Source organism: Thermostichus sp. MS-CIW-15 (assembly GCF_054060575.1).
In genome coordinates, this window is the sequence record NZ_JBSSDI010000004.1 from 37,681 (window position 1) to 57,913 (window position 20,233).

The window sequence follows — 20,233 nt, forward strand, 5'->3', positions numbered from 1 at the left end:
TGCCATGTTCTACTTACCGGTCTCGCTGTTGTTGTTTGTAGTGCTGTTGCTGCTGCTGCCGCTAGTTTGGTTGGGGTTGGCGGTGGATGTGGTGGCGCTGGCAGTGGGGAAATTGGGCTTTTCCCGAGATGGGGCGTTGTTGCTGCTCTTGGCAGTGCTTGTGGGCAGCTCGGTCAACATTCCCCTCTATCGAGTGAAATGCGAGGTGACGCTGGTGGAGGACTTAGCCAGCCTGTGGATGCGGCAATTCTGGGGGATCCCGTTGGCCAAGATCTCTCAGGAGACCGTGGTTGCTCTGAACGTGGGCGGGGGGTTGATCCCGGTGCTCTTGGCCCTATATCAATTTGGGCGGGCCGACAGCGTGCTGATCCTGGCGGTGACGGCGCTGGTAACCTTGGTCAGCTACTATGCTTCCCACGTGGTGCCGGGGATCGGCATTCAAATGAACCCCTTGATTGCCCCGGCTACGGCAGCCTTGGCCGCCATGTTCTGGGCTGGAGATCAGGCGCCGGCGGTGGCCTTTGCTGGCGGGGTTTTGGGCACGGTGATCGGAGCGGATCTGCTGCACTTGCCGGAGGTGCTGCGGCGCAATTGCTCGGGCATTCTCAGCATTGGCGGGGCCGGGGTTTTCGATGGCATTGCTCTCTGTGGCCTGTTTGCCCTGTTGCTGAGCTAAACCAGCAAATAGGTGAGGGAAAGGGTAACAGCCTGGCCGGGATCCAGCCAGCGCAAGTCGGGATCCCCTTCGGGGGCACGCTGGGTCAACTCCTCGAGGAGAATTTGCGTCCATTCCAGCGGCCCATTGAGCAACAGCGGCGAACGGGCTACCCCCAGCTTGCGGGCCATGGTTTTGAGGGCTTCCAAGCTGGCCGACAAGGGGCGAGTGCTGGCCACAAACAGCAGCTCGGTCAGCCCCTGGGCATGGCAGGTGAGCAGATCGGGATTGACGGCAGAGCGCGAATTGCCAGCCATCTCAGGCAGAGGTGGCAAAGTCAGGCTGCTCTTGGCCTCCAGGCGCAGCGGCAGGGCAAAGTCCTCCTGGGGCATGGGGGCCAGCAGGTGCAGTTGCCCGCTGGAATCGACCATCAACAGGTACCCGAACAGATCCTGCTCGCCCTCGTTGCGCAGAGTGAGATAGAGGGGATCCCCGCGCATAAAGCGTGGCATGCCTGGCTCGCCAGGAGCAGCGGCCCCTTGGGCAAGCCGTGACCCCCGCAAGGGTTTGCCCTTGGTGGACAATTCCCCCACCACCGCCAGCGGCGAGATTGCCGCGTTGAGGGTAGCCCGCAGGCGCTTGGCCGCCAGCAGATGGGCCAGACGGGGCACCAGCCGCTGCACTGCCGTAGCGGCAGCTTCCCCAGCCGGCCCGCAGGAATTGAGCAGCAATTCTCGCCCCGGCCAAAAGAGGCTGTAGCTGTTGACTTCCAGGGGTTTGGGCAGAGCGTCCAATTGAAAGGCGGCGGCCATTTCGGGGGTGATGCGGCCCAGCAGGCAATCCACCTGGCGCTCGCGCGGGTTGGCCGTCTCCATCCAGCTGTAGCCGGCGATGGCGTTGGTCAGATCTACTTTTTCAACGCGGCCTAAGTTGTCTTCCAGACCCACCAAAAGCTTGAGGCTGCTGGAGAGGCTGCGCAACTGCTCCCGCACCAGCGTGCCCACGGGGGGAAATTGACCTTCCCCGTTGGCCGGCTGCACCTGTGCCAACAGGCCGCTGCGAGAACGAATCAGCAGCGGCACCGGCGAGGCGGTGGAAGGCTCGGCAGCAATGGGAACCAAAAGAGTACCTGGCTGCAAGCCGCAGAGTGCCGCCGGTGGGATCCCACCCAGCCACACCTGGGCCCGATTCCCCTTCACTTCCTGGATGGCGCCGCTGACTCCCACCTGAGGGGGGGTGAGGAAGTAGGGCGGGATGCGCCGAGCCGTTTCTTTGCCCTCCAGGATGGGGCGCTGACAAGCAAACAGGCCCAGCTCCCGCTGACCGGCCACTTGGTTGAAGGCTATCAGCAGGCGGGTGGCAGGTGTGGTCTCCCACAGGTACTGCGTCAACAGGTAGGTGAGTATCCCTGCATGAAATCCCGGCCAAGCGGCTTCTGCCGCCAAATCTTGGGGGGTGGTGGCGGCAATTAACAACCCCTTGGGCGGAGAGGGCCAAATCTGCTGCACTTCACCAGAAGGCAGGCGACCGGGAGCCACCGCCTCTGGGGAGGTAGAGGCTACTTCCTTGGGGACTTTCGGCGGGCGGGAGCGCAGTTGCAAGTTGCCCCGTACTGCGGGTGCAACATAGCTAAAGCCACAATCGAGTACGGTCGTGAGCTGGGCTGTGCCCAAGCTTTGCACAAGCTGGAAAAAGCGCTCCAGACCCATAGCCGCCGCTTCTTCAGGGCCAGCCAACAGCAGCGCCGGCTGCCAGCGCTCGGGCGAAGATCCCGCCCGCCATTGGCCGTAGCCGCTAAACTGCACCACTACCGTTTCAGCCGTCTGACTTGCACTTCCCAAGTGCTCGGCAAAGGCTGACTGGATCGCGCTTGAAGTGGCAGCTCCATCGGTGAGGATGAGAATGTCTGCCGGGTCAAAGCCAAAGCGATACCGCAGCAGCTCCCGCTGCAGCTCCACATCCGTGACACACCCCTGTAACGGGGATCCCTCGCCGGGGTAGCGGTTAATGCCTATCAAGAGAGCCAACTTGCGGGAGCTGGCCGCCAAAGCTTGCCCGTAGCGCTCAGCCTGACCCACCAACCAGCCGGGAGAGAGACCAAGGCCGGCAGCAACCAGGAGTAACTTTTGTAGAAAAGACCGCCTTTCCATGTCAACCCTGTGGGCTGCCTCGCTGGCGTAACAGCCACCCTGTTGGCGAACGAGCCGCAGCTCAACTCTGCACCGGATCTGTTGCTGCCTATTTCAGGATATCCCCACCCCTCCAGCTTTTTCGAGGGATCGGGTGAGAGTTTTTGGCGTTTCGTTTACATTCTTGGCGGGATCCCGCCTCAAGTCCTTTCCGTCTGGGGATACCGACGCCAAGGCCGCTTAGGAGTTCAGCTAGAAACGGCAGGAGGCCCGCCCTTTTCCTCCTGTACACGGGGGATACGGGAGCGTGTCAATCAACAGCCGCGCAGCAAAACAGAGCGTTGGCGGTCGAACAGTTGGGCGTTTTCTCAACTGAGGCAGTTTCTGCACTCCAAGGCAGTGGGGCCGGGGTCAAGGTTGTGGTGGTGCCGCCTGCCGACAGTTTGCAAACCGGCCACCGATGTTTATGGCTTGGCCAGCAGGAAGGGAAGCGTTTTCGTTGTGTGAACCCGGCCTGGGGCTGGGAAGGGGAGGCAGATTTTAACGGTGCCAATGTGATTGCGGTTTTGGGGGCTGCTGTAAGCCGGCCTGCCCCCCGTACACGGGGGGTGTGGGGGGCCCTTGGTTGGCTTGCCAACTGCAGGGCTACCCAAAGCCTGCACTCTATGTGTCAGCATGAGTGCGGGCAATTTACAAAATAGGGCAAGTGAGCCCCCCGTTCCGGCCAATGGCAGCGGAGGAAAGGGATCACGATGAACCCAGCCAAAACTAGACAGCACAGGCTGTAGTAGAGGTGAAAGCTCCCGATGGGATCCACCTGTTCCACTACCCCTCCTCCCAGGGATCCCAGCGCTAGAGCCAGGATATTGTTCAAGGCATGGGCCAGGATGGGTAAGCTCAAGGAGCGTGCTTTCAGGTAGAGCAGCCCCATCACCAGGCCAAACACCGTCAGCCCAAGTGGGTTAGGGTGCAGTAGGCCAAAGACCACGGAAGAAGCCAGCAGGCCTCTGTCAAGCCCCCACTTGAGGCTCCAGCGGTGGAGCAAAATGCCGCGAAACAGCCATTCCTCCGTTATGGGGGCCACCACTGCAATCGAGAGCCAGCGCAACCCCTGGTACACCTGCGGCCAGGCTGTCTCCCCCTCCTCTTCCCCCAGGGAGTCCAGCATCGACTCCGCCAGCTCCGGGAAAGACAGCGACACCCAGTAGAGCATCAGCAAAGTGGTGCCCATGGAGAGCACAACCAAAGCCGGCACTACCCGCAGCAGGGATCCCCAGGGAATCGCAGCTCGCCAGTTGCCCCACAGCCGCCTCATCTGCAAATGGGCTCGTCGCCCGCGCTGCCAGCTCCAGATACAAGTGAGCACAAACGTGACGCAATAGACAACGTAGGCCAGCACCGGATCGTCCGAGGGCAGAGGCAACAGCCTGGCCAAAGCGACAACCCCCAGACCCACCCCCCCGTTGATCGACAGGAAAGCCAGCAGCAGATAGCGGGCCTTCAGCGCTGAAAATCCGGCTGAACCCGGCTCGGCAGGCGGCAAGGCGGGGGATCTGGACATAAAAAAGTAAGAGGTAGGAGTTTTCCCATCTTATAAGGGTGGGGGAGAGAGCACCGACTTTGGAAAGCCAATCCTCCGGGCAAGCTACCTCGTGGAAGGGGAAAGCCCCCCTCTTCAAAGGGAGAGGAGGTCACTGCTTGCGCTGAATCCAATAGGTGGTAAATAGCTCGCCACTGGCCTGTTTCTGGATTTTGCCCCCCAAGTCGGCGATGCGCCGCTCCCACTCCTGTAGGGGCGTGAGAATCGGCTCGCTGCCTTTGAAGAGCTCAATCAACCCCCACTGTTCGGCCCACACCGACTCAGGATTGACCACTTCGATAATCACTGGCGCAGCCGGACGCAACACCCGCCTCAGTTCTGCCCAAACCGCGTCAAAGTAGTCTATCGGATAGTAGTACAAAAATCCTGTAGCAATGGCCAGATCGAACTGCTCTGGCCCGTAGTTTTCCAGGTGATGGGCGGATCCCTGCTGCATCGACTTGAACAGCTTGGAGTTAAGCTGCGGTGCCCGCGAGCGCACAAAGCGCACGATCCCCCCGCTCAGCTCATGGCCGTAAAAGTAGGCCTGCCAATCGTTCCAGGGATAGGTCAGGAAACTCACTCCACAGCCCAGATCCAAGCAGGCTTCCCGCTTTTTGGGGGCGCGCAATTGCCAAAAGGGGATCCCCAGGCGTTCCTGGAGGTGATCCCGCTTTTGGGCTTGCCAAAAGGGCAACTGTTCCAGGTCGGGGGGAAGCTGCCAACTGGCCCGACCCAACTGCACCTCCAGCTCCCGGTTGAAGCGGGCGGCTACGGCGGCAAGATAGGGATCCCAGCGTTCCCCGCTTTGCGGTAGCTCCATCTTTGGCCGGCTCTGTTGTGGAGGCTTGGGCGCTTAACTGGCCTTTAACCTAGACTACCAGGAGGCCCGGCCCATAGGCCCCCGGCTGCAGGGATCCATTGACCCAACTGTAGCTGCCGAGGATGGTGCCGGCGGGGACTTGAGCTTGGGAGCCCAAGCGCGTGTAAGCGCCGATGTAGCAGGGCGCGTGCAATTGAACGTCAGGGTGGATCTCGGCGGTCTTGTGAACCCATACCCCTGGCGCCCGTTCTTCCACATCCTCGAGAGGGAAATCCCTCATCCGGCTCAGGAGAATGTCCAGTTGGCCGTGGTAGTAGCTGGCCGGCGTGCCCAGATCCCGCCAGTAGCCAGTGTGCAGGTAGGCTTGCAGCCGTCGCCCCTGCCGCAGCAAGTCGGGGAAGATACGCCGCTCGAAGCTGAGGGGATCCCCGCTGGGGTAGTCTTTGAAAATAGCCGGATCGAGGACATAGGTACCAGCGTTGATGGTGTTGGTGGTGAGGGTGAGGGCTTCGGCAGCAGTGGGCTTTTCCCGAAAGGATTGGATCCGGCCCCCTTCCCCTACCTCCACCAGGCCGTAGGCGGTGACGTCCTCCACCTGGGCGAGGGTGAGGGTGGCGACGGCCCCGCTCTGCAGGTGGCAGTGTATCAAATCTAATAAATCCAGATCGGTGAGGATATCGGCATTGAAGACCACTAAGGGATCCCCGCTGAAGTAGGGTTGGGCCAGCACCAAAGCTCCCGCTGTATCTAGCGGCGTCTCCTCGACGACGTAGCGGAGCTTTACCCCCCAAGCAGTGCCATCTCCCAGAGCCGCCTCGATCTGTCTGCCCAGATACCCCACGCTGAGCAAAATGTCCGTCAGGCCGGCCCGGCGGCAGCGCCCGATCAGCCAGTGTAAAAAAGGCACCTCTAGCAACGGCAGCAGAGGCTTCGGTTGCCACAAGGTCAGCGGCCGTAAGCGAGTTCCTTGCCCCCCTGCCAAAATCACCGCCTGCATAGCTATCCCCAACCCATTTTCCCAGCCTAGATGGTAGGGGAAAAGGATCCAGCCTGCCACAGCCAACTGGCTGAGGCCAGAGGCAGGGAGAGCCCCCCTTTGCCGCTGTTCTGCTGGGCAGCGAAGGCCCGCTAGGCTGGCGGCGACGGCTGGGGATCCCGGCAGGCGGCCAGGATGGCCTGGGCAGCCAACTGGCCGGAGAGGGTAGCCCCTTCCATGCTGTCGATATAGTCTTGGGCGGTGTAGCTGCCGGCAAAGAAGAAGTTGGGCACGGGGGTCTTCTGGTGCGGGCGATAGGGATCCATGCCTGGCGCTTCTCGGTAGAGGGAGTGGGCCAGCTTGACGACGCTGTACCAGGTCATGTTCAGTTGCCGCGACGAAGGAAACAGCTCGTGCACTTGGCGCAGCACGTGCCGGGCAATTTGTTCGTTGGACATGGAGATGAAGGGATCCCCCGGCGTGAGCACACACTGCAGCAGGGATCCCTGGCCGGGTTTGTAGTAGTCGGCGGGGCTGGTGAGAGCCAGATCGGCAAAGCAGGAGAAATCGGCATCGGGGGTGTAGAGGAGGTTGTCGATGCCAACTGGCTGCGGGTGGTCAGCGGCGCGTTTGGCCCGGCCCTTCAGCTCCGTCACCCAGCCGTCGAAGCGCAATTGCACCGTTGCCACGGGTACGGATTCCAGCTTGTAGAGGTTGTCGAACTGGGGCCACTGCCGCCACACCTGGGGGATCAGCCGTTTCGCCCCTTCCACGGCTGTTGCACACACGTACACATCCGCTTCCACCCGCTCGCCATTGGCCAAGACCAGACCAGTTACTGCGTAGGGAGGAGAGTCGCTGACTTCAATGCGGCTGACCCCTCTGCGGGTGTAAACCTGGCCGCCGCGGGCTTGCAGGTAGCGGACGATGGGCTGGGTGAGGTAGTTGTCCGGGGATCCCTTGAGGAGGTTGAGCTTGGAGGCATCGGTTTTGCTGGCAAACATCTGAAAAATGGTCAGCATGCAGCGGGCGGAAATCTGCTCCGTATCGATGAAGCCCAGGGCATAGGCAATCGGGTTCCACATCCGCTTCAGGCTGGCCTCGGATCCCCCGTGGCGGCGGAACCACTCGGCAAAGCTCATCCGATCCAAAGCGCGAATCTGCCGCATCGCCCCCTCGTAGTCCAGCAGGCCGCGAATCAGAGGGCTGGTGCCCAGCGCCAGGGCGTTGCGCAGCTTATCGGCCCAAGAGAGCTGCTCGGTGGCAAAAAAAGCCTTGAGGCCGTTGAAGGGCGCCCCTAGCGGGAAGCGAAAATCGAGGCTGGCCACCTGCCCCCCGCGGTTGACAAAGGTGTGGGTGTGTTGCTTGGGCAGCAGGTTCTCGTAGGCCCCCACCTTCTTCATCAGGGCAAACAGGTTGCTGTAGTTGCAGAAAAAAACGTGCAGCCCCATCTCGATGTGGTTGCCCTCGGCATCCTGCCAGGAGCCCACCTTGCCGCCCACAAAGGGCCGCGCCTCGTAGATCTGCACCTGGTGCCCCGCTTCCACCAAATCCACCCCTGTGACCAAGCCGGCCAACCCGGCCCCGATAATGGCTACCCGCATCGTGATCCCCTCAAATGAGCTCAGCCAAAGGCTGAGGCAACTGCAAAGAAAGATAAACTTCTCTCATTCTGGAACAAAATGCGCCAGGGATCCCTGGCTTGACAAACGACCGCAAAACTTGCCATGATAGATGTCCGATGCGGATGTAGCTCAGTGGTAGAGCTTCTCGTTGCCAACGAGACGGTCGCGCGTTCGAATCGCGTCATCCGCTTTTCGATCCCTCACCCCCGTCCCCTCTCCCAAGGGGAGAGGGGAGGTGTTAGCGCTTGTAGAAGGTCTCCAGGCTGTGGCGGTCGCCCACAAAGCGCCAGTGCCAAGGTTCGTAGTTCACCCCCTGCGGATTGTTTCTGGGGAAAGACAGCTCAAAGCCAAAACGGGCGGCATTTCTCTCCAGCCACCGGAAGGCAGGGGTGGTCTCAAAGGCTTCTTGAGTGTCCCACTGAGGAAACTGGGCATCGCCAATATCAATGGCGTAGCCGGTGTGGTGCTCGCTGTAGCCGGGGGGAGCGCTGAGCGCAGCCCGTTCTTCCGGTCGCAAGGCTCGCGATTGGGCCAGTTGAAAAAACAAAAACTCCTGCTCCGCTATCGAGCGAAACCCAGAGATAGGGACAAGGCGGATCCCGTCGGCTTGGGCTGCTTCACTCATGCGCAGGTAGCTCTCGGCAGCCGCCTGGCGCAGGCGCACCTCTCGACCGTGGTAGCTGCCCACCACCCGTAGGCTATCTGCGGGGGCCTCGGAATAGGCATAGTGCCCCAGCAGCCAGACCCGCTCATTCTGCTCAGTTGGCTGCGCCAGAGGGGGCTGACCGGCTTTTTCGAGGACTGGGGAATCTGCTGGGGATCCCGCCAATCTCTCCAGCCACCACGCCATCCAGAGCAGCAAGCCAACTATGGCCAGCCCTACGCCCAGCCACAGGCCCCACGAAGCTGAGGAACCTTGCGCTTTTTCCGCACCAGATGGCTGGCGACGCGCAACCGGAATGTCGTCGTTCATGCGCAAGGGCTGGGATCTCAGAGAGGAACCGAAGAGATTTTACAAACCCAAGTCGGCCAAAATATCGCGGGCGTGGGTTTCGGTGTTGATGTTCTGATAGACCTTGGCAATTTTGCCCTCGGCGTCGATGACGTAGGTCACCCGCTTGGCGTAGCCGCCTCCATCCACATCGTAGGCGCGGGCGATCACCCCACTGGTATCCACCAGCAGAGGGAAAGGCAAGTTGTACTTCTCGGCAAACTTTTGGTGAGAGGCCTGGTCGTCCATGCTCACCCCCAACACCACCACGTTTTTGCTTTGATAATCAGCGTAGGCGTCGCGGAAGCCGCAGGCCTCTTTGGTGCAGCCAGGGGTGTCGTCTTTAGGGTAAAAGTAGAGGACAACGGTTTTCCCGGTAAAATCAGCCAGAGAAACTTGGTTGCCGTGGGTGTCGGTCGTGTTGAACCCTGGAGCAACGGTGCCAACAGCGAGAACCATAGACAGGTGACCTGAAGAGTGCAAGAGAGAAAGCTGCCCTCAGCATTTTCTTCAGCCCTGGTCGTCTCTGTCAAGCTGTTGCCGGCCCCGACCCGGCTGCCCGTTGCAACTCGACCACCAGCTCTTGGAACTCCACTGCCAGCCTAGAAGGCAGCCGTCGCCCCAGGATCTCCGCCAGCGACCGGTAGTACCACAGGGATCCCTCTTTGCCGCCGGAGAAGCGCTCCCAGAGCTGATCCCCCAGTTGGCGAAAGTCGCGTAGGATGCAGCGGACGTTGTGCAGCTTGTCGGAGGCGGCCACCAGCAAAACCGAGGCATCTGCGGTTTCCAAGTGCTTGAGATAGGCCACTTTGCGCTCTTTCCAGTCTTCTTTGGGCTCGCCCAGGGAGCTATCGCTGTCGGTGTCCGTGCATCCCAGGACGATCTGCAGCACCCGTTCTCCGAAGTGCTCCCGCAGCTCCCGTTCAATCTGAGCCCGCGGCTCGCCGCTGTAGCGGGGGCCATCCTCCAGGCTGTCGTGGAGGAGGGCAGCAATGGCCTCATCTTCGTCGGCGCCATGCTCCAGGGCGATGGACGCCACCGCCAGCAGGTGGCTGAGGTAGGGGATCCTTGTTCCCTTGCGGGTTTGAGCGGCATGCCAGCGGTAGGCGTAGCGCATGGCCTCGGCAAACCGCGGCGTCAACTGGGTAGACATAGGTATCTCTCCGGTCGAGGTTGGCAGTTGAGGGGATTGGTATTGGTAGGAAATCGTATCCAGAAAGCGTCTATTCCAAACCAAGCTTTGACCTGGTTGCCGAGCGGCACTCTGACTTTTGCTTCTTGGAACTTAAGCCACTTTTTCGGGTATGCTACTGAGAACATCCCCTTCTTACGGTAGCGCGGCAGGTTTGGTCTTAAACTCATTCCTTCTTGCCAGGAGAGCCTCAGCTTTTTCTTAGAGCTACTGAGTGCCTCAGCTACAGACTTACACGTCTGTTGTGCGGCGGAAACATACATTGCGATAAAGTGCTTGTTTTGGGTTCTGGCCATCTCATCACAAAGCTCACCATAGCTTGCCCATCGCTTCGTTTTGAAATAGACTTGTCTCGCATCGTACAGAGCACAGTTGCTTATTAGACTGTTGACACAACTCTAATAGGGGGACTAGCTCCCTGTTCTTGACTCGAACCTGCTGACAGCCGTACTCCATCATTGTTGATGAGCAGTATGATAACTACAGTCTGACATGAGTAAGCGATAATGCGAGAGGAAAGTCAACGGTACAATCACTACAACCATGCTGTGGGGCTAGCGGTTGTTTATCTCATTTTTTGGCCAAAGAGAAGGAAAAAGGTCTTGGTAGGAGAAGTCAGGAAGAGGTTGTTTGAGCTATGAAACTATATCAACGACCCCCATCATGGGTAAGCGACTAAAGTGGCTAGCGGGCTTTTCCGCCCTGCACTCAAGTGCGGGGCTACCAAGCTATCCTTTTGTGTGCAGGTGGGGACTGGCCCGCAGGGCCTGGATCACCGGAGCCAGCTCGATGGCTGCGGGCCGCGTACCCAAGATCACAGAAACCAGGGGAAGGGTGGCCATAGGCTCATGGGCAGCGGCACCTGTAGAGGCTGGAAAGAGCTGATCCACTCCGCGCAGCTCATTGGGGTGAGCCTCTTAAAAACACAGGCAGCATAGGGCAGCGTTTTCCCAAGGTCACAAGCTGCCAGGATGGGGACTCTACTCAGTCAGGCTGCGAGCAGAACCCGGAAGAGGTTGTGCTCTCTTGTTCGCTTACCCCGATCTTAACTCCCCATCTGCTCCGCTGATCGTTCACCGAATATGCCAGAAAAAGGTTGACGGGATCCCCTTCCTGCAACTAGCCTAAAAAGGGCTGAAGAGATCCTCTTCGGGCTGTCCGGGTTGTTCCGGTTCAACTCTTTCGGAGGAAAACGTTCAACAACATGGACGCTTCTGGCAGTTGTAGCACCGGCCAGCTGAGATCGCTCTTAGGAGCTCAAGTCCTTGGAGATCTGCGCCTTCCTGGTGCCTTCCATTTTCCCGCTGACAGCCTCAGTCGTCGCTTGAGAGGATCCCGTTTCGCCAACGCGAAGGGACAGGAGAGCTTTCTCAAATAGCTTCTGGCTTGGGTGGCTCTCTCGGTCGGCGACGAACAGATGGGCTGAGCAGAGCTCGACCTGAGCATCGGAAAAGGGAAAAGCAGGAGTGCTTCAAAGGGGACTTCCCCTAGCCTTGGGTTTTGTATTTGTTGTTCGTGGGCCAGGGGGAGCCCTTTGGATTCCCTTTTATCGACTTGGGCTTGTGGGCGTCGAGTCGGGCCTAAGACGTTGAGAGGCGTTCAGCTTCAGGGCTCCCATGAGCCTCGGAGCAGGGGTTGGTCGTTGCCCTCCGGGTCTTTTATCCGGCTGACTCCAACCTTCGGAGGTTTGTTATGCAGCAAAACATTCTTCGCGATCTTCTCTCTCCTGCCTCTTTGGAAGCCGCCAAGCGAGCGGCCAACCGCGCCCCTATTGCCGAGCTGGTGCAGCAGTTGATGGAGATTTCTCCGCGGCAGCGGGTACTGGCTTTTCGGTTGCTGGAAAAAGACAAGGCCATGGCGGTATTTGAGTATTTGCGGCCTGAAGAACAGGCCGATCTCATCCGCAGCATGGAAAACCCAGAGGTGATCCGGCTGGTGGAAGCATTACCCCCAGACGAGCGGGTGCGCCTGTTTGAGGAGCTGCCGGCCAAAGTTACCAAGCGGCTGATCGCCAACCTCAGCCCAGAAGCCCGCGAAGCCGTGAATATCCTGCTGAACTACCCGGAGCGCAGTGCCGGTCGGCTGATGAACCTGCGCTACTTGGCGGTGCGCGATACCCTCACCGTCGGGGCAGCTTTGGCCAGTGTGCGCGACTCCCAACTGGGGGATGACGAGCTGGATGTGATCTTTGTGGTCGATGACCAGCGGTTCTACAAAGGTCTGGTTCGCACCGTGCGCCTCGTGAAAGCAGATCCGGATTTGCCCATTCGGGAGCTGATTGAGGGATCGGATATTTTTGCTCGGGTTACCGACCGGGATCTCCAGGCAGCCCGTTTGCTCAAAGATTCCGGCTTGCCGGCCATTCCGGTGGTGGATACGGAAGGGCGCTTGGTGGGAGATATCACCTTTGAAGATGTCATCAACTTGGTGGAAGAAGAAGCCACCGACGCCGCTCTGGCCCAAGCAGGGGTGGGCAACTTGCTCAGCCGAGACAAGGTTTGGAGCGAGCGCCTGGTTAAAGGCTCCCGTTGGTATGCCGTCCGCCTGCGCATCACGTTTTTAATCATCACCTTGATTGGCGGCATGGTGGTGGGGGGAGTGATCCAAACCTTTGAGGAAGTGTTGGAGGCGGTGACGGCAGCGGCTATTTTCATCCCCTTGGTCATGGATATGGGCGGTAATGTCGGCACCCAATCTACGACCATCTTTGCCCGTGGCTTGGCTTGGGGCCACATCAACGTGCGGCAGTTTCTCCCCTATTTGCTGCGGGAAGCCAGCATCGGCGCCATTATTGGCGGGATCCTAGGAGTTGCGGCTGGGGTGATTGCCTACTTCTGGCAGGGGGCACCGAATGGGATCCCACAATTGGGTCTAGCGGTGGGCTTGGCTCTGGCCATTGTCCTCACTTTGGGGGCTATCTTGGGCGCCATTTTGCCCTGGGTGATGTTAAAGCTGGGCTTTGACCACGCTCCCGGAGCAGACCCTTTCATCACTACCATCAAAGATTTCACCGGCCTCTGGGTGTATTTCACCTTGGTAGCTTGGCTGGTCGGCGTTGAAGTCGAGTTCTGAGGCTGCTCTCTTCGCCTTGCAGTCCAACTTTGGCTCCCAGGCTACCCCCGGCCTGGGGGAGCTGGATTCAGATTGAATCCGATTATTCGTTCAGGAGGTGTGCCATGACTTTGAAAGCTCCTTCCACCACAGCTCAGTTCCGGTTGCTGCTGCAGCGCTACGCCCATCGAGTCAGCATAACCTGCGCTTTAGAAACGGGTGGTAAGCTGGCCCCAGAAGTGGCCTTTGCTCAACTGGAAACCCTCTGGCAGGCTCTGGAACAGGAGGCCAAAGCCCTGGGGATCCCAGATGTGGCCGGCTAGCCCTCACTCCTCCACGGCAACTGGAGCATGCCCTATGACCTGGATTGACTTCACCTTCCGCCTAACGGTTGCCTTTATCTTGGGATCCCTTATCGGGCTGGAGCGCCAGTGGCGGCAGCGCATGGCCGGCCTGCGCACCAACACCTTGGTGGCCACTGGCGCAGCCTTGTTTGTCATGCTCTCAGTGCTCACCCCTGATGAAAGCAGTCCAACTCGCATTGCCGCCCAGGTGGTGTCGGGGATCGGCTTTTTGGCCGGGGGCGTGATCCTCAAAGAGGGGGCCAGCGTGCGCGGCTTGAACACCGCTGCCACCATCTGGTGTGCAGCAGCCGTAGGGGCTTTTGCCGGATCAGGGTACATTCCCCAAGCCACCATTGGGGCAGGAGCCGTGTTGATCGCCAACATTCTGCTGCGCCCCCTGGGCTACCGCATCAACCAACAGCCCCTCAAAGGCACGGAGCTGGAACTGGTCTATGAGTGTTCATTTATCTGCAAAAGCCATGCGGAAGCCCACCTGCGCGCCCTGCTGCTGCAGGGCATAGCGCCCACCCATCTCAAATTGCGAGCCCTCTACAGCGAAGACCTAGAAGACAAACCCGACCTGGTCAAAGTTGAAGCGGAGCTGGTCACCCAAACCCGCGACGACCAGGCTCTAGAACTTGTCGTCAGCCGCCTCAGCCTGGAGCCAGGAGTGATTACTGCCAGATGGCGAATTATCGAACAGGAATTTGGATAATCCGAACTTTTTTTCCGACTTCATGGGAGTTCTGCAGCCAAAAGGCAGAATGTGCCCAGCTCAACAAAGAGCGGACCTTCGCGCCATGAAGCGAGAGGAGATTTTGCAGTCCAAGCGGGAGCAGCTCCTACGGGTATGGTTGTTTCAAACCCGATTAAGACGCTCCTCCAGTGCTCGGCTCCACTGACGCAACGAGCTGTTTCATTGCTCTTTGAAATAACTACAGTTGTTTATCCTAACAATTCCCAACTGGTTACCAACGCAAACAGCAGAAACAAGCCGCCCCCCACCCAATGCACGGCCCGTTCAGAGATGTGGGCTGCTAAGAAGCGACCGCCCACCACCGCCAACCCCACCATCAGCCCATGGCCGAGGGTGGCCCCTGCCCAGACACTCAATCCCGGGTGGGTGGCTGCCAAAGAAACGGTGGCAATCTGGGTTTTGTCCCCGAACTCGGCCAAGGCGGTCAGGCTAAAGGCCTCCCACACAACAGCCCAAGCCCCGCCGCGGCCAGCGCCTTTTGCTTCGGCTTGCTCCACCAGCCTGAGGGCTTCTTCCTCTTCTTCCTTCTCCTGCTGGGGAGTCATTTGGTAAGCTTGCCAGAGCATTCTTAGCCCAAAAGCCGCGAAAACTCCAGCCGATAGCACTCGCACGCCCAGGGGTGGCAGCAGCTCAAAAAGCACTTTCCCGGCCACCACAGCCAGCAAGGTCATCGCGGCCAAAGCCAGCCACGTTCCCAAGAAGACCCAGCGGCGTGGGTGCCGCATAGCCAGAATCAGGGGGGTAAAAAAGGTCTTATCCCCAAACTCAGCTACTGTGACCAACAACAAACTGGACGCAAAACCGGCCCACATCGTTTAGCCTCCAACCTCTCTTGTGTGCAGAATCGGTTCACACCTGGAGGCGAAGGCTGGGAAAGTCAGACGGACTCACCAAGCTCACCTCCGCGTGAACTCAGTGAAAGTCTCGTCACCAAGGCAAGACGATGGGCTTGCCTTGTCTCTGGCACCGGGCTGCTTTTAGCCAGTATGTCGATGCAGAGGGCGGTAAGCCGCCTGACTACTCCCTTTCTAGCCTGAATGGTAGCATGCTCAGCTCATCCAGGAAAGCTCTCCGTTCGCGCCCGTAGGCCTTTGGGATCCCTGCCTTGCCGATGTTGATGCTGCTTCCCACAAGAGGGCTATGCAGGAGAGACAGGCTATCATGGTTACGGTTCAGGAGGAAATCAGGAGAAGGCCACGTGGATGCAAAGCTAGTCTTGGTGGGGGTTGCTTTTGCCCTCTCTTTGGCAAGTTTTTACTTCGGCACCCGCAACGGCTTTTACGACACCGATAAATATCACGGCAACGGCTCTGCCCACTAGGGCCAAGGGGGGAGCGATTCTGAATAGTTCCTTCGAGGAGTTTGTATCTAGGTAGGCTGGGGATCCCTTGCCCAAGCGAACTTCTCTCCAAAACATGGGCGAGGCTGGCGAAGCTTGTGTGCGGCAGTACCTGGAGGAGCAAGGCTGGCAGATCCTGGCGCAACAGTGGCGCTGTCGTTGGGGAGAGCTGGATCTGGTGGCCTCTAGGGCAGGGGAGTTGATTTTTGTGGAAGTGAAAACCCGCAGTGGCCAGGGCTGGGATCAAAAGGGGCTTTTGGCGGTTGGGATCCAAAAGCAGCAGCGCCTAATCCGGGCCGCCCAAGCTTTCTTGAGCCAGCACCCTGATCTTGCTGAACTAGCTTGTCGCTTTGATGTCGCGCTGGTGGAACAGCGACCGGGCAAGGAAGGGGTGAGCTACGCCTTGGCAGACTATCTGCAGGGCGCTTTTGAGCTCTGGGAATAGCGCCGCTCGTCCAGCCAAGTTTGGAGAATCACTGCCGCCGACTGCTGGTCGATAAGCGCTTTCTGGGCCTTAGCCGGGATCCCGGCCTGGCGCAGATCCCACTCCGCCTGTACGGTGCTCAGGTACTCGTTGACCGTAACCACCGGCAAATCCACGGCCGCCTGCAGCGCCCGCACAAACCGCTGCACCTTGCGGGCCTGGGATCCCACCGATCCATCCGCCAAAAGCGGGATCCCGACCACCACCACGGTGGCTTGGCGGCGGCGGATCCACGCCTGCACTTGGGCGATATCTTCCGGCAGGGAACGGCGCCGGATCACCCCCAGCCCCGTGGCCAGCAGCCCCAGCCCGTCGGAGCCGGCCACGCCGATGCGGCGGTTGCCCACGTCCAGCCCCAGCGCCGAAAAGGGATCCCTTGTGGCAGAATAGTTCAGGTCTGTTGACATCTGTTTGTCCCTCTTGCCGACATTGTAACGGCCTGAAACTCCCTCTCTCTGGCCGTGTAGCTCGGCTGAACCTCTATCCTTTTTCGACAACTCTCTTTGGAGCCTTCTCGATGACCAGCGCCACCCTGTCTCTCCCCAAGCACGAAGTTAAAGACCTGGGCCTCGCCTCTCTGGGCAGGCAACGGATCCAGTGGGCGGCGCGGGAGATGCCGGTGCTGGCCCAGATCCGGGAGCGCTTTGCCCAAGAAAAGCCCCTGGCCGGCCTGCGCCTGGTGGCCTGCTGCCATGTCACCACCGAGACGGCCAATCTGGCCTTGGCGCTGCAGGCAGGGGGAGCGGAGAGCGTCCTCATCGCCAGCAACCCCCTCTCCACCCAAGACGATGTGGCCGCCAGCCTGGTGGCCGACTACGGCATCTCGGTCTTTGCCATCAAGGGGGAAGATGTGGAAACCTACCGCCGCCATGTGCAAATTGCCTTGGATCACCGTCCCAACTTGATCATCGACGACGGCGGCGATGTGACGGCGGAGCTGGTGCAGCATCGCCAGGAGCAGCTCCCGGAGATCATCGGCACCACGGAAGAGACCACCACCGGCCTGGTGCGCCTGCGGGCCATGTCTAAGGCGGGGGTGCTCAGCTTCCCGGTGATGACCGTCAACGATGCCGAGACCAAGCACCTGTTCGACAACCGCTACGGCACCGGCCAATCCACCCTGGACGGCATCCTGCGCTGTACCAACATTCTTCTGGCCGGAAAAACGGTGGTGGTGGCCGGCTACGGCTGGTGCGCCAAGGGGGTGGCGATGCGGGCCCGCGGCATGGGATCCCAGGTAATCGTGACCGAGGTCAACCCGGTGCGGGCCCTGGAGGCGGTGATGGACGGCTTTCGGGTTATGCCCATGGCCGAGGCCGCTTCCCTGGGGGATCTGTTCATCACCGTCACCGGCAACAAGCACGTCATCCGCGGCGAGCACTTCGACCGTATGAAAGATGGGGCGATGGTCTGTAACGCCGGCCACTTCGACATCGAGATCGACCTGGTGGCGCTGCAAGAGCGGACGGTTTCCCGGCAGACGGTGCGCCCCTTTGTGGAAGAATACCGTCTCCAGTCGGGCAAATCGGTGTTCGTCCTGGGAGAGGGCCGGCTGATCAACCTGGCTGCCGCCGAAGGCCATCCCGCCAGCGTCATGGACATGAGCTTTGCCAACCAGGCCCTGGCCTGCGAGTACCTGGTGAAAAACCGTGGCCGCCTGGCGCCAGGGCTGCACCCCATTCCGGCAGAGATCGACGAGGCCATCGCCCGCCTCAAGCTCAAAGCCATGGGGATCTCCATCGACAGCCCTACCCCGGAGCAGATCGAGTACGGCAACACCTGGACGGCAGGAACCTAGAGAGAGCCCCTCACCTCCGCGGTGGCAAACCTGGCCCACCTGCGCCGTCGTGCCAGCAGGCAAGCGGCTTGACACCTCCCCCCCAGCAGGCTAGCCGGTTGACCAGCACCCCGGATGGACAAATTGCCTGGCGGTAGAGTTCAAGCACCACTGCCGCGGTGCACCTGCGCCCAAGTGCGGGTAGGCAGGCCCCAGATGTAGATGAAGCCTTCGGCAGCCCGGTGGTCGAATTGATCCCCTTCCCCGTAGGTGGCCAGCTCCGCGTTGTAGAGGGAGTAAGGGGAGCGGCGGCCCACGCAGACCGCCTGGCCCTTGTGCAGGCGCATCCGCACCACGCCGGTAACGCTTTTTTGGGTGGTGCGGATGAAGGCGTCCAGGGCCTCCCGCAGCGGCGAGTACCAGAGGCCGTTGTAGACCAACTGGCTGTAGGTGGTCTCGATGCCGTACTTGTAGTGGAGGACCTCGCGAGTGAGGGTGAGGCTCTCCAGCTCGCGGTGGGCCTGGATCAACACCGTTAGGGCCGGGCACTCGTAGATCTCGCGCGACTTGATCCCCACCAGCCGATCCTCGATCATGTCGATGCGACCGACACCGTGGCTGCCGGCCAAGGCGTTGAGCCGCTCGAAGAGGGCTCTGGGGCCGAGGCGCTGCCCGTCCAGCTCCACCGGGATCCCCTCTTCAAAGGCGATCTCCACGTAGGCGGGCTCGTCGGGGGTTTGAGCAATAGAGCGGGTGAGGGCGTAGACTTCCTCCGGCGGCTCTTGGTCGGCGTCCTCCAGGATCCCGGCTTCGACGCTGCGGCCCAGGATGTTGAGGTCGATGCTGTAGGGGCTGGATTTTTGTACTGGCATAGGGATGCCGTAGCGCTCGCCGTAGGCGATGGTCTCCTCGCGGGTCATGCCCCACTCGCGCGCCGGGGCCAGCACCTTGAGCTTGGGGTTCAAGGCGGCGATGGCCAGGTCGAAGCGGACTTGGTCATTGCCCTTGCCGGTGCAGCCGTGGGCCACGGCGTCGGCGCCCACCTCTTCGGCCACCTCCACCAACAGCTGGGCGATCAGGGGCCGGGCCAGGGCAGTGGAGAGAGGGTAGCGCTGCTCGTAGAGGGCATTGGCCTGGATAGCGGGGAAGGCGTAGTCGGCAATCAGGGTCTGGACGGCCTCCCGCACCAGGGATTGCTCGGCCCCGGCCCTCAGGGCCTTGGCTTGAATGGCCTCCAGCTCCGCCCCCTGACCCAAGTCCACCGCCAGGGTGACCACCGATTCCACCCCCCACTCGTGCTTGAGATAGGGGATGCAGACGGAAGTATCGACGCCCCCCGAATAGGCCAATACCACTTTCTTTGCCCGTCCCATGCTGCTGCGGATCCCTGTTCAAAAGAAGTTGCTAGCCCATTATGCCCTGTGGCTTGGATCTTGAGGCGGGGGGTGGCAGCGGACGAAGGGGAGACATCACGGTATCGGGGCGCGCCAAGGGATCCCTCCTCGGCCAGGCTTACGGAGGGAGGAAGAACGCCTTGTGCGCAAGGACGGTTTCCACCCTCGACCCAAGCCCAGAGGGCAGGCAGCAAGGCCGAAAAGGCAACAGCAATCGAGCTACCGGAAAAAAGCTAAAAGGGATCCACGGTTACCGAAAAGCGCCACAAAGCCCCTCCTGATCAAGGCTCCAACTGCTTACCCTGAAATTGGGGATGGCTTCTTGCAAGACTGGTTGGAAGACTGCTACTGGAATTGGGATCCGCAGCGTTACCCAAGTCGCAAAGCCCATCATCTGGCCCGCTGCCAATGGCAAATCCATTTCTACCAGCATCTGATGCAGATAGGGCTCCCACTCCCGGAGTCCACACGCGCCCGTGCCGCGACAGAAGTTTTTTAAATTTGTGTTAATTTAGGGGCAGCCTCCTCTTCGTTGCGCAATCCCTATGAACAGCATTCAACTTCCCCAATGGCTGAAGCTGGCTTTGCCCTTCTTTCACCCTGTGCTGATGATTTTCGCCTTTGCCCTAGCTCTCTACGCTCTTTACCTGGGCCTGCAGGTGCGACGGCTGCGCACTGCTTCTGCACAAGAGCGCAAAGAACTCGTCAAGGGTAAGTTTGGCCAGCGGCACTTTCTTGCGGGATCCCTGTTCTTGCTGTTGATGGTGTTCGGGGCCCTGGGCGGCATGGGGGTGACCTACCTCAACAACGGCAAGCTGTTTGTTGGCCCCCACTTGCTGGCGGGATTGGGCATTGTGGCCTTGGTGGCTAGCTCTGCGGCTTTGGCGCCCCTGATGAAGGATGGCCAAAAGGCCTGGGCTCGCAATGTCCACCTCCTGCTGAATTTGGTGATTTTGGGGATCCTGGGCTGGCAGGCGGCGACTGGCTTTCAAATTGTGCAGCGCATCGTCAACCAGATGCTAACCTCTCCTCAGGTGGCCTAGCCCTTTTCCGGCCAAGGGCGATCGATCTGGAAGGCGTCCATGCCACAATGGACGCTATCTCTTCTTTCTCGTCC

General features: G+C 60.2%; 19 protein-coding genes, 1 tRNA gene and 2 pseudogenes. 11 read left to right on the forward strand and 11 right to left on the reverse strand.

Annotated features, from left to right (window positions below; translation table 11 throughout):
- Positions 1-4: 4 nt before the first annotated feature.
- Positions 5-676, forward strand: a complete 672-nt coding sequence (locus tag ACVW0R_RS02285; RefSeq protein WP_457501576.1) for a DUF1614 domain-containing protein — start codon at positions 5-7, stop codon at positions 674-676.
- Here ACVW0R_RS02285 and ACVW0R_RS02290 read toward each other — a convergent pair.
- A complete protein-coding gene (locus ACVW0R_RS02290; RefSeq protein WP_457501577.1) occupies positions 673-2,805 on the reverse strand; it encodes a caspase family protein in 2,133 nt (710 codons plus the stop codon). The genes ACVW0R_RS02285 and ACVW0R_RS02290 overlap by 4 nt on opposite strands.
- Before the next feature lie 273 nt (positions 2,806-3,078).
- Here ACVW0R_RS02290 and ACVW0R_RS02295 point away from each other — a divergent pair.
- Positions 3,079-3,485: pseudogene (locus ACVW0R_RS02295) on the forward strand (zinc ribbon domain-containing protein); the annotation flags it as partial.
- Here ACVW0R_RS02295 and ACVW0R_RS02300 read toward each other — a convergent pair.
- The 4 genes from ACVW0R_RS02300 to zds all read right to left on the reverse strand — a co-directional run bounded on the left by ACVW0R_RS02300 (position 3,455) and on the right by zds (position 7,766).
- Positions 3,455-4,345 carry a CPBP family intramembrane glutamic endopeptidase gene (locus tag ACVW0R_RS02300; protein WP_414389892.1) on the reverse strand — a complete coding sequence of 297 codons (891 nt, stop codon included), beginning with the start codon at positions 4,343-4,345 and terminating at the stop codon, positions 3,455-3,457. The pseudogene ACVW0R_RS02295 and the gene ACVW0R_RS02300 overlap by 31 nt on opposite strands.
- Before the next feature lie 130 nt (positions 4,346-4,475).
- Positions 4,476-5,186, reverse strand: a complete 711-nt coding sequence (locus tag ACVW0R_RS02305) for a class I SAM-dependent methyltransferase (protein ID WP_011429562.1) — start codon at positions 5,184-5,186, stop codon at positions 4,476-4,478.
- A 49-nt stretch (positions 5,187-5,235) separates the two neighbouring features.
- On the reverse strand, positions 5,236-6,183 hold the full coding sequence (locus tag ACVW0R_RS02310; RefSeq protein ID WP_011429563.1) for a sugar phosphate nucleotidyltransferase: 948 nt from the start codon (positions 6,181-6,183) through the stop codon (positions 5,236-5,238).
- A gap of 131 nt (positions 6,184-6,314) precedes the next feature.
- A complete protein-coding gene (zds, locus tag ACVW0R_RS02315) occupies positions 6,315-7,766 on the reverse strand; it encodes a 9,9'-di-cis-zeta-carotene desaturase (RefSeq protein WP_457501578.1) in 1,452 nt (483 codons plus the stop codon).
- 139 nt (positions 7,767-7,905) lie between these two features.
- Between zds and ACVW0R_RS02320 the strand changes: the two genes are divergently transcribed.
- Positions 7,906-7,977 (forward strand) — tRNA-Gly (locus tag ACVW0R_RS02320).
- A gap of 48 nt (positions 7,978-8,025) precedes the next feature.
- Here ACVW0R_RS02320 and ACVW0R_RS02325 read toward each other — a convergent pair.
- The 3 genes from ACVW0R_RS02325 to ACVW0R_RS02335 all read right to left on the reverse strand — a co-directional run bounded on the left by ACVW0R_RS02325 (position 8,026) and on the right by ACVW0R_RS02335 (position 9,931).
- Complete coding sequence (locus ACVW0R_RS02325; RefSeq protein WP_457501579.1) at positions 8,026-8,760, reverse strand: D-alanyl-D-alanine carboxypeptidase family protein; 735 nt, start codon at positions 8,758-8,760, stop codon at positions 8,026-8,028.
- 39 nt (positions 8,761-8,799) lie between these two features.
- Positions 8,800-9,237: a peroxiredoxin gene (locus tag ACVW0R_RS02330; protein ID WP_011429567.1), complete on the reverse strand. Its 438-nt coding sequence runs from the start codon at positions 9,235-9,237 to the stop codon at positions 8,800-8,802.
- 70 nt (positions 9,238-9,307) lie between these two features.
- Positions 9,308-9,931 carry an HD domain-containing protein gene (locus ACVW0R_RS02335; protein ID WP_011429568.1) on the reverse strand — a complete coding sequence of 208 codons (624 nt, stop codon included), beginning with the start codon at positions 9,929-9,931 and terminating at the stop codon, positions 9,308-9,310.
- A gap of 545 nt (positions 9,932-10,476) precedes the next feature.
- Between ACVW0R_RS02335 and ACVW0R_RS02340 the strand changes: the two are divergent.
- The 4 genes and pseudogenes from ACVW0R_RS02340 to ACVW0R_RS02355 all read left to right on the forward strand — a co-directional run.
- Positions 10,477-10,608, forward strand: a pseudogene (locus ACVW0R_RS02340) (IS200/IS605 family transposase); the annotation flags it as partial.
- A 1,054-nt stretch (positions 10,609-11,662) separates the two neighbouring features.
- Positions 11,663-13,042, forward strand: coding sequence for a magnesium transporter (gene mgtE / locus ACVW0R_RS02345; protein WP_457501580.1), 1,380 nt, complete (start codon positions 11,663-11,665; stop codon positions 13,040-13,042).
- A 104-nt stretch (positions 13,043-13,146) separates the two neighbouring features.
- On the forward strand, positions 13,147-13,344 hold the full coding sequence (locus ACVW0R_RS02350; protein WP_099812376.1) for a DUF7219 family protein: 198 nt from the start codon (positions 13,147-13,149) through the stop codon (positions 13,342-13,344).
- Between the two features lie 34 nt (positions 13,345-13,378).
- Entirely contained in the window at positions 13,379-14,080 is a 702-nt protein-coding gene (locus ACVW0R_RS02355) for an MgtC/SapB family protein (RefSeq protein ID WP_011429571.1), read from the forward strand.
- Between the two features lie 230 nt (positions 14,081-14,310).
- Here ACVW0R_RS02355 and ACVW0R_RS02360 read toward each other — a convergent pair whose 3' ends face one another.
- Positions 14,311-14,934, reverse strand: coding sequence for a TMEM165/GDT1 family protein (locus ACVW0R_RS02360; RefSeq protein ID WP_011429572.1), 624 nt, complete (start codon positions 14,932-14,934; stop codon positions 14,311-14,313).
- A gap of 386 nt (positions 14,935-15,320) precedes the next feature.
- Between ACVW0R_RS02360 and ACVW0R_RS02365 the strand changes: the two genes are divergently transcribed.
- Both ACVW0R_RS02365 and ACVW0R_RS02370 read left to right on the forward strand, forming a co-directional pair.
- Positions 15,321-15,443 carry a hypothetical protein gene (locus ACVW0R_RS02365; RefSeq protein ID WP_041438124.1) on the forward strand — a complete coding sequence of 41 codons (123 nt, stop codon included), beginning with the start codon at positions 15,321-15,323 and terminating at the stop codon, positions 15,441-15,443.
- A gap of 94 nt (positions 15,444-15,537) precedes the next feature.
- Positions 15,538-15,906 carry a YraN family protein gene (locus ACVW0R_RS02370; RefSeq protein WP_049749715.1) on the forward strand — a complete coding sequence of 123 codons (369 nt, stop codon included), beginning with the start codon at positions 15,538-15,540 and terminating at the stop codon, positions 15,904-15,906.
- Here ACVW0R_RS02370 and ruvX read toward each other — a convergent pair.
- Positions 15,873-16,352 (reverse strand): Holliday junction resolvase RuvX, encoded by a 480-nt coding sequence (gene ruvX / locus ACVW0R_RS02375; RefSeq protein WP_011429602.1) that lies wholly within the window; start codon positions 16,350-16,352, stop codon positions 15,873-15,875. The genes ACVW0R_RS02370 and ruvX overlap by 34 nt on opposite strands.
- 110 nt (positions 16,353-16,462) lie before the next feature.
- On the opposite strand from ruvX, the gene ahcY reads away from it, so the two are divergent.
- On the forward strand, positions 16,463-17,743 hold the full coding sequence (gene ahcY / locus ACVW0R_RS02380; protein WP_457501581.1) for an adenosylhomocysteinase: 1,281 nt from the start codon (positions 16,463-16,465) through the stop codon (positions 17,741-17,743).
- Between the two features lie 140 nt (positions 17,744-17,883).
- Here the strand turns inward: ahcY and ACVW0R_RS02385 are convergent, their stop codons facing one another.
- Positions 17,884-19,095: an argininosuccinate synthase gene (locus ACVW0R_RS02385; protein WP_011429604.1), complete on the reverse strand. Its 1,212-nt coding sequence runs from the start codon at positions 19,093-19,095 to the stop codon at positions 17,884-17,886.
- A 566-nt stretch (positions 19,096-19,661) separates the two neighbouring features.
- Between ACVW0R_RS02385 and ACVW0R_RS02390 the strand changes: the two genes are divergently transcribed.
- A complete protein-coding gene (locus tag ACVW0R_RS02390) occupies positions 19,662-20,159 on the forward strand; it encodes a DUF4079 domain-containing protein (RefSeq protein ID WP_011429606.1) in 498 nt (165 codons plus the stop codon).
- Positions 20,160-20,233: the final 74 nt, after the last annotated feature.

What these genes read in the sequence shown, in the direction of transcription:
- ACVW0R_RS02285 (WP_457501576.1), top strand. Translation starts at nt 5, where the DNA reads ATGTTCTACTTACCGGTCTCGCTGTTGTTGTTTGTAGTGCTGTTGCTG.
- ACVW0R_RS02290 (WP_457501577.1), bottom strand. Translation starts at nt 2,805, where the DNA reads ATGGAAAGGCGGTCTTTTCTACAAAAGTTACTCCTGGTTGCTGCCGGC.
- ACVW0R_RS02300 (WP_414389892.1), bottom strand. Translation starts at nt 4,345, where the DNA reads ATGTCCAGATCCCCCGCCTTGCCGCCTGCCGAGCCGGGTTCAGCCGGA.
- ACVW0R_RS02305 (WP_011429562.1), bottom strand. Translation starts at nt 5,186, where the DNA reads ATGGAGCTACCGCAAAGCGGGGAACGCTGGGATCCCTATCTTGCCGCC.
- ACVW0R_RS02310 (WP_011429563.1), bottom strand. Translation starts at nt 6,183, where the DNA reads ATGCAGGCGGTGATTTTGGCAGGGGGGCAAGGAACTCGCTTACGGCCG.
- zds (WP_457501578.1), bottom strand. Translation starts at nt 7,766, where the DNA reads ATGCGGGTAGCCATTATCGGGGCCGGGTTGGCCGGCTTGGTCACAGGG.
- ACVW0R_RS02325 (WP_457501579.1), bottom strand. Translation starts at nt 8,760, where the DNA reads ATGAACGACGACATTCCGGTTGCGCGTCGCCAGCCATCTGGTGCGGAA.
- ACVW0R_RS02330 (WP_011429567.1), bottom strand. Translation starts at nt 9,237, where the DNA reads ATGGTTCTCGCTGTTGGCACCGTTGCTCCAGGGTTCAACACGACCGAC.
- ACVW0R_RS02335 (WP_011429568.1), bottom strand. Translation starts at nt 9,931, where the DNA reads ATGTCTACCCAGTTGACGCCGCGGTTTGCCGAGGCCATGCGCTACGCC.
- mgtE (WP_457501580.1), top strand. Translation starts at nt 11,663, where the DNA reads ATGCAGCAAAACATTCTTCGCGATCTTCTCTCTCCTGCCTCTTTGGAA.
- ACVW0R_RS02350 (WP_099812376.1), top strand. Translation starts at nt 13,147, where the DNA reads ATGACTTTGAAAGCTCCTTCCACCACAGCTCAGTTCCGGTTGCTGCTG.
- ACVW0R_RS02355 (WP_011429571.1), top strand. Translation starts at nt 13,379, where the DNA reads ATGACCTGGATTGACTTCACCTTCCGCCTAACGGTTGCCTTTATCTTG.
- ACVW0R_RS02360 (WP_011429572.1), bottom strand. Translation starts at nt 14,934, where the DNA reads ATGTGGGCCGGTTTTGCGTCCAGTTTGTTGTTGGTCACAGTAGCTGAG.
- ACVW0R_RS02370 (WP_049749715.1), top strand. Translation starts at nt 15,538, where the DNA reads ATGGGCGAGGCTGGCGAAGCTTGTGTGCGGCAGTACCTGGAGGAGCAA.
- ruvX (WP_011429602.1), bottom strand. Translation starts at nt 16,352, where the DNA reads ATGTCAACAGACCTGAACTATTCTGCCACAAGGGATCCCTTTTCGGCG.
- ahcY (WP_457501581.1), top strand. Translation starts at nt 16,463, where the DNA reads ATGACCAGCGCCACCCTGTCTCTCCCCAAGCACGAAGTTAAAGACCTG.
- ACVW0R_RS02385 (WP_011429604.1), bottom strand. Translation starts at nt 19,095, where the DNA reads ATGGGACGGGCAAAGAAAGTGGTATTGGCCTATTCGGGGGGCGTCGAT.
- ACVW0R_RS02390 (WP_011429606.1), top strand. Translation starts at nt 19,662, where the DNA reads ATGAACAGCATTCAACTTCCCCAATGGCTGAAGCTGGCTTTGCCCTTC.